Annotated in this window: 11 protein-coding genes; 7 read left to right on the plus strand and 4 right to left on the minus strand. The window is 65.0% G+C overall.

Features of this window, described 5'->3' with window-relative positions:
* Positions 1–20: 20 nt before the first annotated feature.
* Both CEY08_RS10935 and CEY08_RS10940 read right to left on the minus strand, forming a co-directional pair.
* Positions 21–1667, minus strand: a complete 1647-nt coding sequence (locus CEY08_RS10935; protein WP_042793716.1) for an ABC transporter permease — start codon at positions 1665–1667, stop codon at positions 21–23.
* A 13-nt stretch (positions 1668–1680) separates the two neighbouring features.
* Positions 1681–2757, minus strand: a complete 1077-nt coding sequence (locus tag CEY08_RS10940) for an ABC transporter ATP-binding protein (protein WP_076813713.1) — start codon at positions 2755–2757, stop codon at positions 1681–1683.
* Between the two features lie 243 nt (positions 2758–3000).
* Between CEY08_RS10940 and CEY08_RS10945 the strand changes: the two genes are divergently transcribed.
* A complete protein-coding gene (locus CEY08_RS10945; protein WP_063959729.1) occupies positions 3001–3933 on the plus strand; it encodes a LysR substrate-binding domain-containing protein in 933 nt (310 codons plus the stop codon).
* Positions 3934–3946: 13 nt separating this feature from the next.
* Positions 3947–4660, plus strand: a complete 714-nt coding sequence (serB, locus tag CEY08_RS10950) for a phosphoserine phosphatase SerB (RefSeq protein ID WP_042793713.1) — start codon at positions 3947–3949, stop codon at positions 4658–4660.
* 9 nt (positions 4661–4669) lie between these two features.
* Here the strand turns inward: serB and fabV are convergent, their stop codons facing one another.
* Positions 4670–5860, minus strand: a complete 1191-nt coding sequence (fabV, locus tag CEY08_RS10955; RefSeq protein ID WP_042793712.1) for an enoyl-ACP reductase FabV — start codon at positions 5858–5860, stop codon at positions 4670–4672.
* 97 nt (positions 5861–5957) lie between these two features.
* The gene (locus CEY08_RS10960; protein ID WP_063640509.1) at positions 5958–6917 is read right to left on the minus strand and encodes a DMT family transporter; all 960 of its coding nucleotides are present in this window, start codon (positions 6915–6917) and stop codon (positions 5958–5960) included.
* A gap of 90 nt (positions 6918–7007) precedes the next feature.
* Between CEY08_RS10960 and CEY08_RS10965 the strand changes: the two genes are divergently transcribed.
* The 5 genes from CEY08_RS10965 to CEY08_RS10985 all read left to right on the plus strand — a co-directional run bounded on the left by CEY08_RS10965 (position 7008) and on the right by CEY08_RS10985 (position 12407).
* Positions 7008–7913: a LysR family transcriptional regulator gene (locus CEY08_RS10965; protein ID WP_063640510.1), complete on the plus strand. Its 906-nt coding sequence runs from the start codon at positions 7008–7010 to the stop codon at positions 7911–7913.
* 424 nt (positions 7914–8337) lie between these two features.
* A complete protein-coding gene (locus CEY08_RS10970; RefSeq protein WP_042793710.1) occupies positions 8338–9384 on the plus strand; it encodes a TRAP transporter substrate-binding protein in 1047 nt (348 codons plus the stop codon).
* 365 nt (positions 9385–9749) lie between these two features.
* Positions 9750–10370 (plus strand): TRAP transporter small permease subunit, encoded by a 621-nt coding sequence (locus CEY08_RS10975; RefSeq protein WP_042793709.1) that lies wholly within the window; start codon positions 9750–9752, stop codon positions 10368–10370.
* On the plus strand, positions 10367–11650 hold the full coding sequence (locus tag CEY08_RS10980; protein ID WP_063640513.1) for a TRAP transporter large permease: 1284 nt from the start codon (positions 10367–10369) through the stop codon (positions 11648–11650). Before CEY08_RS10975 ends, CEY08_RS10980 begins: the two co-directional genes overlap by 4 nt.
* 73 nt (positions 11651–11723) lie before the next feature.
* Entirely contained in the window at positions 11724–12407 is a 684-nt protein-coding gene (locus tag CEY08_RS10985) for a DUF2848 domain-containing protein (protein ID WP_042793708.1), read from the plus strand.
* The last annotated feature ends 46 nt before the right edge of the window (positions 12408–12453 follow it).

Here is a 12453-nt window from a genome sequence, read left to right on the forward strand (position 1 = left end):
ATAGCCTCTGTGCGAGTGGGTTATTTGCCGGAGAACAGCTTGATGCGGAACGCTTTGACCGACACGATGATGGGCAGCACGATGACCGTGACCAGCGCCGCGCCATAGGCCGACGCCATGCCCAGCCTGCCGCCGTCCACCTGGCGGAAGATGGCGATAGGCATGGTCTCCAGGCCGCCGCTGTAGGCGACGATGGAGGCCGACAGCTCGGAGATGGTGGTAAGCCACATCAGGATGGCTGCCGAAATGATGGATGCCTTCATGGCGGGCAGGATCACCTTGAAGAAGGTCATGAGCGGCGAGACGCCCAGGCTGATCGAAGCCTCCTCGATCGACTCCGGGATGTTGAACAGCACCGACGAGGCGTTGCGCACCGCGAAGGGCAGGCGCCGCACGGTGTAGCACAGCACCATGATCCCGGACGTGCCCGCCAGCACCAGCCAGCCGGTATTGAAGGTCTGCACCAGCGCGATGCCCAGCACCGTCCCGGAGATGGTCAGCGGAAGCACTACGATGTAGTCCAGCACTTGCGTCGACGCGGTGCGCTTCTTGATGGTCAGGTAGCTGACCAGGACGGCGAAGGAAACGCCCAGCACCGTGGCCAGGGAAGCGAACTTGAGCGAGTTGAGGATGGGTTCGGGCGCGCCATGCAGCGCGCGCTGCATGCTGGCCAGGGACCATTGGCCCCATTGCATGACAGGTCCGCTGGTCTTAGTGAACGCGGCGATGAAGACCACGATCAGCGGCAGCAGCGAAATGAAGATGATGAGGCCCACGCCGCTGGTGTAGAGGAGGGCGGTCCAGGAGCGCACGCGCGTGGCGGCCGGCGCGCGTCCTTGCGTCATGGTGTAGACCTTGCGCTCGACCACCCGTTTCTGGAAGAACAGCACGATGGCGACGATGGCGATGGACACGACCGACATCGCGCTTTGCAGCGTCGGGCTGCCGCCCATTTCGCTCACGAACGTGTTGTAGGTCATGACGGACAGCAGCGGCACGCGGCTGCCGAGCAGCATGGCCAGCGCGAAATTGCCGACCACCAGCGTGAACACGACCAGCGCGTTCACCAGCACGGCGGGCAGCAGCACCGGCACCAGCACGCGCAGCTTGGTCAGCAGCGGCGGCGTGCCCAGGCTCAGGCCCGCTTCTTCAAGCTGGCCGTCGAAGCCGCGCAGTGCCGCCAGCACGCCCAGGTAGATGTAGGTGTAATAGACCAGCGTCATCGAGAACACCATGCCGGTCCAGCCGTAGAACGATGGCAGCGAGATGCCGGCGTCGCCCAGCAGGTTGGTCAGGATGCCGTTGTTGCCCAGGATCAGCAGCCAGGATTGGCCGACGATGATCTCCGGGATCACGATGGTCAGCACGGGCAGGATCGCCACCAGGTTCTTCAGCGGAAAGTCGAAGCGCGCCACCATGTAGGCGAAGGGCACGCCTACCAGCACCGTGCAGGTCGTGACCGCCAGCCCCAGGATCAGTGTGTTGCCGAAGGCCTCCAGATATTGGGAGTCGGCCAGCAGGGCCTTGAAGCCCTCCAGCGAAAAGCCGCCGTCCTGGCCGGTAACGCTATTGCCAAAGAGCACGCCCAGCGGATAAAGCACGAAGAACAGCAGTAAGGCCAGGCTGATTGCCGTCAGAATGCCCCAAGGCCACCATTTGATTTTCATGGCTGGCGCGTCCTCAGGCGTTGACGACGCGGCTGTCGGCGGGAATCAGCACCTGCACGGCTTCGCCGGGCTGGAACTGCGCCACCATGTTGCCGGCATGCAGCTCGACACGGATTTCGGATCCGTTCTCCAACGCGATGCGATAAGCCGTCTTGAAGCCCAGGTACTGCCGGCGCAGCACCTTGCCGGGCAAGGTGTTGGGTACATAAGGGGCAGGGGCCATCAGGGCCAGCTCCTCCGGACGCGCGATCAGCACGCCCTTGCCATCCAGCGTGTCGCTGCCTTGTACGCCGTCGAAACCCAGGCCGCAGATCTCGTAGCGCACGTGGCCGGCCGGCGCGCCGGCCTGTCCATTGCGGGCCGGCACGGGAATCACGTTCGCGGAACCGATGAAGTCCGCCACATAGGCATTCACCGGCGTGCCATACAGCTCTTCCGGCGTGCCCAGTTGGGCGATGTCGCCGCGGTCCATGATGGCGATGCGGTCGGACATGGCCAGCGCTTCTTCCTGGTCGTGCGTCACGAACACTGTGGTGATGCCGGCCTCGCGCACCAGATCCAGGATGACGTCGCGCATTTGCAGGCGCATTTTGGCGTCCAGGTTGGACAGCGGCTCGTCCATCAGCAGCACGCGGGGGCGGATTACCAGCGCGCGCGCGAGCGCCACGCGCTGGCGTTGCCCGCCGCTCATCTGCGCGGGATAGCGCTCCGCCAGCGATAGCAGCCCGACCTTGTCCAGCGCTTCATTGACGCGCCGCGTGATCTCCGCGCGCGCGACGCCGCGGGCGCGCAGGCCGTAGGCCACGTTGTCGAAGGCAGTCTTGTCAGGGAACAGCGCATAGTCCTGGAACACCATGCCGATGTCGCGGCGGTGCGCGGATACGTGGGTCACGTCGTCCTGGTCGAACAGCAGGCGTCCACCATCGGGCGCGTAGAAGCCGGCAATGCAGCGCAGCAATGTGGTCTTGCCGCATCCACTGGGTCCCAAAAGCGTGTAGAACGCGCCATCGGGTATGTGCAGGGACAGATTGCGCAGCACTTGCTGCCCGCCGAAAGTCTTGACGATGCCGTCTATGGTAATTGATGCCATTTTTGCTTCCTGCCTGAGGTTGTCGGCATCATAGGAAGCGGTTCCGCGCCAGACCAGCGCTGTTTTTTAAGGGTAGTCGTTAGTTTTTCTAAGAGGTCGGCGCGCGGGCTATCACCTAGAATGCGGCTGGATAGGACAGGCGCGCGCAGGCGACGCCGCAAAAAAAACAGACGACAAGGGAAAACGTGGGAAAGAGCAGCACAACGCCGCGGCAGGCTGGCGCGCGGGCGGGCCGCAACTGACATGGCGGGGCAGAGTCTGCCGCCGCTCAAGGCGTTGCGCGTGTTCGAGGCTGCGGCGCGTTTGCGCAGTTTCACCGCGGCCGCCGATGAGCTGAGCATCACGCACAGCGCGGTCAGCCAGCAGATCCGCATTCTCGAAGAGTATGTGGGGCAACCCCTGTTCGCGCGCGAGGCGCGCGGCGTCGCACTGCTACCTTGCGCCCAGGCCTATTTCCCGGAAATCCAGGCCAGCCTGGAACGCATCGCGGCGGCCACCGCCAAGTTGAAATCGCCTGCCTACGGCGGGGTGCTGCGGGTTTGCGCTACGCCGTCGCTGACCATGAAATGGCTGATACCGCGCCTGTCCGCGTTCCAGGAGCGGCACCCGGGCGTGGATGTGCAACTCACCACGCAAGGGCGTTCGTTCCTGGATCGCGGCGGCGACACCGGCAGCGACGTATTGATCCGGCATGGCTACATGGCGCATTCCGATCTGGCTTGCGTGCACTGCCTGGATGATTTTCACGTGCCCGTGGCTTCACCGCGCTTCATCGAACGCAACCGCCTTGCGGCGCCGGCGGATTGCCTGGGGCATCCGCTGCTGAAGATCGCGGGCGGCATGGATCACTGGCCGCGCTGGTTCGCCCTGGCAAAGGTGGACGTGCCGGCGCAACTGCCCGGGCCGGTGTTCGACCACCAATTCCTGTGCATGCAGGCCGCCATGAACGACCTGGGCATCGCGTTGGCGCCCTGGTGTCTTCTGGACGACGACATCCGCGCGGACCGGCTGCGCCCGCTGTTCGACGGCCCACAGCTGCCGAACGCCGGCATACACGCGCTGTATCGTCAGGACAGCCCCGCCGCGCCTTCCGCGCAGTTGTTCATCGAGTGGCTGCGCGAGCAAGGACGCGGTCCTTCACGCGATCCCGCGAGCGAATTCTCCCAACCCGGCTAGACAAGGATTTCCCATGCATTCCGCTTCCACGATTCCCGGCCTGCAGTGGCGGGGCATTGCGCCGCCGCTGGCGCTGACGGACTACAAACTCATAGCCTTCGACATGGACTCCACGCTGATCTCGATCGAGACGCTGGACGAAATGGCGGACCTGATGGGCAAGAAGGCCGAAGTGGCGGCGCTGACCGAGGCCGCCATGCGCGGCGAGATCAAGGACTACAAGCAAAGCTTGCGGGAACGCGTGGCGCTGCTTGCGGGTATGCCGCAGGCCGCGCTGGACGAGGTCTATGAGCAACGGGTGCGCCTGAATCCCGGCGTGGAGACCTTGATCGCCGCGTGCAAGGCTGCCGGCCTGACCTGCCTGCTTGTGACGGGCGGCTTCACTTGTTTCACCGACCGGCTGCGGGTACGCCTCGGACTGGACGACGTGCGCGCCAATGTACTCGAAGTGGAAAACGGCCGCCTGACGGGGCGGCTGCTGCCGCAGCCCTGGGGCGATATCTGCGACGGCGAGGAAAAGCGCCGCAAGCTGCTGGAGGTGTGCGCATCGCTGGGCGTGGGGCCGGAACGCGCCATCGCCGTGGGCGACGGCGCCAACGACCTGCCGATGATGCGCGCGGCGGGCCTGTCCGTCGGTTACCGCGCCAAGCCGGCTGTTCGCGAGGAGGTCAAGGTGGCCATCGATGAAGGGGGCCTGGACCGCCTGCTGGAGCTGATGGCGCGGTAGCGCCGGGGCTTACGCCAGGCCGCGAATTTCCACGGCGGGGTCGGTGTCGGCTTCGTAGTCGACACCGTCGATCTCGAAGCCGAACAGGCGCAGGAAGTCCTGTTTGTAGCCCGCGAAGTCCGTAAGCTGGTAAATATTGTCGTTGGTGACCTGGTCCCACAGCGCCATCACGCGGGCCTGCACCTCGGGCGCCAGCTCCTTGTAATCGGCGCGCAGGCGCCCGTCCTGATCCAGGATAGGCGTCTTGCCGCACAGACTGTCGCGGTACAGTCCATAGACCTGTTCGATGCAGCCTTCGTGCGTGCCCGCTTCCTTCATGGTCTTGAAGAGCAGCGACAGGTACAGCGGCATCATCGGGATCGCCGAACTGGCCTGCGTCACAACCGCCTTCAGCACCGACACGCGGGCATCGCCGCCGCGCGCGGCCAGCTTGGCGCGGATCTCGAGCACCTTCTGGTCCAGATCCTTCTTGGCGGCGCCGATCGAGCCGTTCCAGTAGATGTCGTGGGTGATTTTCTCGCCCAGGTAGGTGAACGCCGTGGTGGTGGCGCCTTCGGCCAGCACGCCGGCCTCCAGCAGCGCGTCGATCCACATCTGCCAGTCCTCGCCGCCCATGACGGCCACGGTGGCGTCGATTTCGGCCTGGGTCGCGGGCTCCAGCACGGATTCCTTGACCACCTCGCGATCGGTGTCCAGGCCCCGCAGGTTCACTGCCTGGCCGATGGGCTTGAGCGTCGAATTGAAGACTTCCCCGGTTTTCGGGTGCGTGCGACGCGGCGCCGCCAGGCTGTAGATCACCTGGTCGACCTGGCCGAGGTCCTGTTTGATGAGCGCGATGGTCTTGCGCTTGATCTCGTCGGAAAACGCGTCGCCGTTGATGCTCTTGGCATACAGCCCGGCGGCATGGGCCTGTTCGTGGAACTCCGCCGTGTTGTACCAGCCGGGTGTGCCGGCCTTGGCTTTGTCGCCCGGCCGCTCGAAGAACACCCCCACCGTTTGCGCGCCACAGCCGAAAGCGGCAGTGATCCGCGCCGCCAGGCCGTAGCCGGTCGACGCGCCCAGCACCAGCACGCGTTTCGGCCCGTCAGCGACAGGACCTTGGGCCTTGACGTAGTCGATCTGATTGCGGACGTTGGCGGCGCAGCCGGCGGGATGGGTGGTGACGCAGATGAAGCCGCGTACGCGGGGCTTGATGATCATGGGAGCCTCGATTCGGGGAAATGCCTGGGTCGCCCATGCGCGAAAGCGCAAAAAGCGACCCGCATTGTACGGGAGGCGGCCGTGGCGTGCTGCCGTCTCAGCGCGCGTCGGCCCCGGCCAGCGGCGCGGCCTGGGCGCGGCTGCGGCGCCATTCGATCAAGCCGATGCCGATCCCGCTGGCGCAGATGATGGCGATGCCCAGCCAGGTCAGCGGGTCGGGGAAGTGGCCCCAGACCAGCCAGCCGACCGAGGTGGCGCTGATGATCTGCAGGTAGACAAAGGGGGCCAGGGTGGAAGCGGGCGCGCGTCGGTAGGCGCCGATCTGGAACAGATGGCCCAGGCCGCCGGTAATGCCGGTGGAGATCAGCACGACCCAGTCCAGCGGCGCCAACGCCTTGAGCACGGGCAGGGCGGGCGGCAGGATGAAGGGCAGGGCCAAGGTCAGGCAGATCGTGCCGACCGCGCCGCTCCAGATCAAGGATGTGAACGGATCGTCGCCCGCGACGCGTCGCGTGGCGATGAACTGCACCGCGAAGCAACAGGCCGTGAGCAGGCCGAATACCGTGCCCACCGGATCCAGGCCGCCGCCGGGGCGGATCACGATGATCACGCCGATGAAGGCGATGCCCGCGGCCACGAAGCGCGACAGGCGGGCGGGTTCCTTCAGGACCCAGGGCGCGGCTGAAAGCACCAGGAGCGGCGCAAGGAAATTGATAGCAGTGGCCTCGGCCTGGGGGATATAGCTCAGCGTGGTGAAGAACATCAGCGTGGCCAGGAACATCGAGCCGCCGCGCAGGATCTGTTCGCGCGGCTTCCTGCTGCGAAAAACCCCCAGGCCGCGCGCGGGCAGCACAAGGGCCAGCACCAGCGCCAGGTGCACGGCATAGCGGAACCACGACAGCACCAGCAGCGGCACGCCTGCATTCATCACCCATTTGCCGCTGGCATCCAGGCACGATAGCGTCCACATCGACAGCACCAGCAACAGCACTCCCATCATCGGGCCGCTGGTGGCAGGCAGCGCGGGGCGCGCGCGACCGTTATCGGCCGGGGTCATCGACAGGCTCCTTGTTATTCGGGGCGTGGGTTCAGGTGGAGGCATCAGGCGGCTGACATGATACGCTCATCGCGCCGGGGGAACAGGCTCATGATAGAACTACGCAACATCGAAACTTTTTTTTGGGTAGCCACGCTGGGCAGCTTTCGCGCCGCGTCGGAAAAGCTCAACACCACGCAGCCGGCGGTATCGCAACGCATTGCGTCGCTGGAAGCCGATCTGGGCGTGCGCCTCTTCGAGCGCGAAGCGCGCGGGGTGAAGCTCACCGCCAAAGGACATGAGCTGCTGTCCCATGCCGAACGCATGCTGCAGGTGCGGCGCGACATGTTCGAGGCCGCGCGCGAGCAGAACGTCATGAGCGGCACCGTGCGCATCGGCGTGGCCGAGACCATCGTGCAAACCTGGCTGCCCACGCTGATCGAACTGATCCACTCCAACTATCCGGCCTTGGTGCTGGAGATCGAGGTCGACACGACCCACGTGTTGCGCTCTCACCTGATGTCGCGCCAGATCGACCTGGCCTTCCTGATGGGCCCCGTGCTGGAGGCGCGCGTCGAAAACCTGCCGCTATGCACCTATCCCCTGGCCTGGGTGGCAAGCCCGGTGCTGGACCTGGGGCCTGAACCGCTCACCCTGGAGCGGATAGGCAAGCTGCCCATCATCACGTATCCCTCCAATAGCGCGCCATACCGCGTGGTGCGAGACATGCTGACCCGAGCCGGAGTGAATTCGCCGCGCATGTACGGCAGCGCGTCGATGTCGATGATGGTGCGAATGACGCAGGATGCCATCGGCACCAGCGTTATCGCGCCGGTGTTCCTGGGCAAGGAACTGGCGCGCGGCGAGTTGCGCATCCTGCGCGTCGAAGCGGATCCGCTGCCGGAGCTGAGTTTCACCGCGACCTGGGTGCAAGGGCCGGACAGCCACGCGGTGCGCGTCATTGCGCAGATGGCGCAGAAGGTGGCGGAACAGGCCGCAGACGGCATTCCGCTCTAGGTGTTTACCCCAGCACGGACGGCGCGGCCGGGTTGATCCGCCGCCCGCGATCGCCGCCGCGCGCCCTGTTCGGCTGGCCGCAAAGCCGCGCCGCCGTGTGGTTTGCGCGAAATGCCCGGTCTGCGCGAGCCGAGACCAAAGAAATATTTATACCCCCGTATCGCAACATACGATTGGACGCTCCGCGCCCCTGACGCTGCAATGGCGCCACATCAATAACGATCGCCTGGATGCATAAAGCGGGGGAAAGCATGAACCAGCATATGTCCCATTCCCAGACCCGGGCGGCGAGCCATGCCGCGCAGGCGCGACGCAAGCCGTTGCGCGGCTGATCTTCTCCAGACTCTCCGATTGCCACCGCGCGCCGCCAGGATAACGGGATCCGGCGCGCGGCATACCATCCCGCCAGCTAGGAGTTTTGTCCATGAAAAAGTCGCTAGTTTTCGCCGCCGTCGCCGCCAGCCTGCTCGCTGGCGCGGTACAGGCCCAGGATCTGCCCAAGACCCACTTGAAGATCGTGGGAGGCCTGAGCAATCTGACTGCCTACAACGACTACGAAAAGCCGTTCTGGACGAAGACGATTCCCGAGTTGTCCAAGGGACAGGTCACGGCCGACATCAAGGGCTTCAACGAAATGGGCCTCAAGGGTCCCGAACTGCTGCGCCTGATGTCGCAGGGCGTGGTCGAATTCGGCACCGCCACCCTGGCGTACTTCGCCAGCGACAACCCCATCAACGAAGCGATCGACCTGGCCGGCCTGGCGCCGGACGTCAAGACCGCGCGCGCGGTGACCGACGCGTTTGAACCGGTCTACGCCAAGCTGTATGGCGAGGGCAATAACGTCAAGCTCCTGGGGATCTCCACCTACCCCGCGCAGGTGCTGTTCTGCAATGCAGAAATCAAGGGCCTGGCGGACATCAAGGGCAAGAAGGTCCGCACCAGCAGCCGCACCACCGCCGAGTTCGTCGAGGCGCTGGGCGGCTCCAGCGTGACCATGGCCTTCGGTGAAGTCGTGCCCGCGCTGCAGAACAAGGTAGTGGATTGCGCCATCACGGGTTCGCTGTCTGGCTATTCCGCCAAGTGGTACGAAGTGTCTACGCACCTGGTGGCGCTGCCGATCAACTGGAACCAGCAGATCCATGCCGTGAACCAGAAGGCCTGGGACAAGCTTGATCCCAAGGTGCGCACGTTCCTGCAGACCAATGTGAAGACTCTCGTCGACAACATCTGGGACGCTGCTGCCCGCCAGACGCAGGAAGGCTATGACTGCAACACGGGCGCTGCCGCTTGCCCGTTCCCGGTCAAGGGCAAGATGGTCCTGGTCCAACCCACGGACGCGGACCGCGCGCTGCTGAAGAAGGTCACTGAGGAGTCCGTGTTGCCCAAGTGGGCTGCGCGCTGCTCTGCCCAGTGCGTGAAGGACTTCAACGCCACGGTTGGCAAGACGCTGGGCGTGGTCGCTAATAAGTAGACCCCCCCCCCGAAGCGCTAGCGCGCTTCCCCCCCAGGGGGGCATGCCTGCGGACCGGCGGAGCCGGATCCGCAAGGTGGGCTCCCCCCGAAGCGCTACCGCGCTTCCCCCCAGGGGGGCATGCCTGCGGACCGGCGGAGCCGGATCCGCGGCATCCCGATTCGGGGGAGAGTTGCTGCAGATGGCAGAGCTGGCTTTCGTGGCTACCCGAAGGGAGGCGCTGTAGAGCGGAGGAGCTGGCTTCGTGGCTACCCGAAGGGGGAGTTGCTGTTGATTGGCGGAGCTGGTTTCGTGGCATTCCTGTGGGATCGTTCGTTACATGGCGGGGAGGGCGATCTGTGCCTGGCCCTGCAAAGGTTTGACTCATGACTCAATCTGAACACTTTCGCCTGCTGGGCGGGCTATTGCGGCGCGCGGAGAGCTTTTCGCGGCTGGCCGTGTGGGCTGGCGGTGGCCTGACGGTGGCCAGCGTGCTGCTGATTTCGTTTGACGTGCTGGCCCGCAAGTTCCTGGGCTTCACGACTGGCGGCGCGGATGAGCTGTCCAGCTACGCATTTGCCATCAGCACCTCCTGGGCGCTGGCCTTTGCCACGCTGCAACGCGCCAACGTGCGCGTGGACGTGGTCTATCAATACATGCCGGTGCGCATTGCCGCGGTGCTTGACTGGATTTCCATGGTGGCCTTGTCGGTCTTCATGGTCTACCTCACTTATTACGCGTTCGAAGTCGTGCAGACGTCCTGGGCGCAGAAATCCGCCGCCAACACGCCGTTGGCGACGCCTTTGTGGATCCCGCAGGGCCTGTGGGCACTGGGCTTGGCCTGGATGTGCGTCACGGTCGCCCTCATGCTGGCGCGCGCCTCGGCCGCGCTGGTGACAGGCGACGTCGAATTGGTCAAGAGCATCTGCGGCGTGCGTTCGGCGCAGGAAGAGGCCGACGAGGAAGCCGCCGCCGGCGAGCGCATGGTGAAGGGAGAGACCGCATGATTTCCACCGCATTGATTCTGCTCCTGGTGCTGATCGGCCTGTCCATCCCGGTGGGCGCGGCGCTGGGCGTGCTGGGCCTGATCCTGGACCCGCTGTTCTCCATGTTGCCGTTGACGCGCGCGATCGGGGAGGTCTCCTGGAGCACCAACAATGAATTCCTGCTGGTCGCGATTCCGCTGTTCATCATGCTGGGCGAGGTGCTGTTGCGCGCAGGTTTCGCCGAACGCATGTATGGCGCAATGAGCCTGTGGCTGTCCTGGCTGCCGGGCGGGCTGATGCATGCGAATATCGGTGCGTCGACGCTGTTTTCGGCCACTTCCGGCTCCAGCGTCGCGACGGCCGCGACCGTGGGCACCGTGGCCATTCCGCAGATCCGCAAGTACGGCTACAACGAACCGCTCTTCCTGGGCAGCCTGGCCGCGGGTGGCACGCTGGGCATCCTGATCCCGCCTTCGATCAACCTGGTCATCTACGGCGTGCTGACGAACTCGTCGGTGCCCAAGCTGTATCTGGCCGGCATCATTCCGGGTTTCGCGATGGCGGCGCTGTTCATGTTGACGGTGGTCATCGCCTGTGTCGCCAAGCCATCCTGGGGCGGCAAGAAAATCCAGGCGACCTGGGGCCAGCGGATGGCCAGCCTGGTCCACCTGGCGCCGCCCATGGGGATCTTCTTCCTGGTGGTGGGCTCCATCTATGCGGGCCTGGCCACGCCCACCGAGGCGGCCGCGTTGGGCGTGCTGGGGGCCTTCATCCTGGCGGCCTGGTTCCGGCGCCTGTCGTGGTCCATGTTGCGCGAGGTGATGGAAGGCACCATGCGGTCCACGGCCATGATCATGCTGATCGTGGTGGCGGCGAGCTTCCTGAACTTTGTCATGTCCGCGACCGGCCTGACCGACGCGCTGACGAAGTCGATCACCGGCCTGGGCCTGTCGCCCGGATGGATGCTGCTGATCGTGGTGATTTTCTACCTGGTGCTGGGGTGCTTCATGGAAACGCTGTCCATGATGATCACGACCATCCCCATCGTGGCGCCCATCATGATCGGCCTGGGTTTCGACCCCATCTGGCTGGGTATCGTCATCATCATCCTGGTCGAGGCCGCGCTGATCACTCCTCCCGTCGGACTGAACCTGTTCGTCGTCCAGAGCCTGCGCAAGAGCGGCTCCATGAGCGCGGTCATTGTCGGCAGCCTGCCGTTCGTGGCGGCCATGTTCGTGATGCTGGCGTTGCTGGCGTTCTGGCCGGACGTGGCGCTGTGGCTGCCACGCGTGTTCGGTTGATTTTCATTTTCCAGAGATTCCGGGGCGCGGAAATCCGCCGCGCCTTTCCTTTCCTTGTTTCCGCAGGACAGATATGAAAGCCGTATTCCAGATCGAAGACTCGCAACCGCGCCAGGTGGAAGTCGAGTTCGACACCCTTATCGTTGCCGGCTGGGCCGGACGCGACATCGCCGCGATCGAACATCACATTGAAGAACTGGCCGCCATCGGCGTGCCGCGCCCCAGCAGCGTGCCGCTGTACTACCGCATCGCCGATAACCAACTGACCCAGAAAGAAACCGTGCAGGCCCTGGGCGAGGAATCGTCGGGCGAAGTCGAAACCTTTGTGTTCTCGGTGGATGGCGAGATGTACGTCAGCATCGCCTCCGACCATACCGATCGCAAGCTGGAGACCTACAGCGTCGCGATGTCCAAGCAAGTCTGCGTCAAGCCGCTGGCGGGCAGCGCCTGGCGCCTGGCCGACGTGGCCGATTACTGGGACGAGCTCATCATCCGTTCCTATATTGTCGAGAATGGCGTGGAAGTGCTGTACCAAGAGGGCCCGCTGGCGTCGTTGCGCACCCCGCAGGATCTGGTTGCCGGCTATACCGGCGGCGCGGCGGTGCTGCCGGCGGGCGCCGGCATGACCTGCGGCACCGTGGGGGCGATTGGCGGTATCCGTCCTTCCGTCGACTTCACGATGGAACTGCACGACCCGCGGCGTCAGCGCACCCTGCGGCACCGCTATCATGTCGAGACGCTGCCCGTGGTGGCCTGATTCCGGCTCCCCGGCGCCGATCGCCAGGCGCGCCCGCGGGCGCGCC

The organism is Achromobacter insolitus (genome assembly GCF_002209555.1).
In the GTDB taxonomy this organism is placed as follows: Bacteria; Pseudomonadota; Gammaproteobacteria; order Burkholderiales; family Burkholderiaceae_B; genus Achromobacter; species Achromobacter insolitus.

Coding starts and splice junctions, on each gene's coding strand:
- CEY08_RS10935 (WP_042793716.1), bottom strand. CDS start 1,667: ATGAAAATCAAATGGTGGCCTTGGGGCATTCTGACGGCAATCAGCCTG.
- CEY08_RS10940 (WP_076813713.1), bottom strand. CDS start 2,757: ATGGCATCAATTACCATAGACGGCATCGTCAAGACTTTCGGCGGGCAG.
- CEY08_RS10945 (WP_063959729.1), top strand. CDS start 3,001: ATGGCGGGGCAGAGTCTGCCGCCGCTCAAGGCGTTGCGCGTGTTCGAG.
- serB (WP_042793713.1), top strand. CDS start 3,947: ATGCATTCCGCTTCCACGATTCCCGGCCTGCAGTGGCGGGGCATTGCG.
- fabV (WP_042793712.1), bottom strand. CDS start 5,860: ATGATCATCAAGCCCCGCGTACGCGGCTTCATCTGCGTCACCACCCAT.
- CEY08_RS10960 (WP_063640509.1), bottom strand. CDS start 6,917: ATGACCCCGGCCGATAACGGTCGCGCGCGCCCCGCGCTGCCTGCCACC.
- CEY08_RS10965 (WP_063640510.1), top strand. CDS start 7,008: ATGATAGAACTACGCAACATCGAAACTTTTTTTTGGGTAGCCACGCTG.
- CEY08_RS10970 (WP_042793710.1), top strand. CDS start 8,338: ATGAAAAAGTCGCTAGTTTTCGCCGCCGTCGCCGCCAGCCTGCTCGCT.
- CEY08_RS10975 (WP_042793709.1), top strand. CDS start 9,750: ATGACTCAATCTGAACACTTTCGCCTGCTGGGCGGGCTATTGCGGCGC.
- CEY08_RS10980 (WP_063640513.1), top strand. CDS start 10,367: ATGATTTCCACCGCATTGATTCTGCTCCTGGTGCTGATCGGCCTGTCC.
- CEY08_RS10985 (WP_042793708.1), top strand. CDS start 11,724: ATGAAAGCCGTATTCCAGATCGAAGACTCGCAACCGCGCCAGGTGGAA.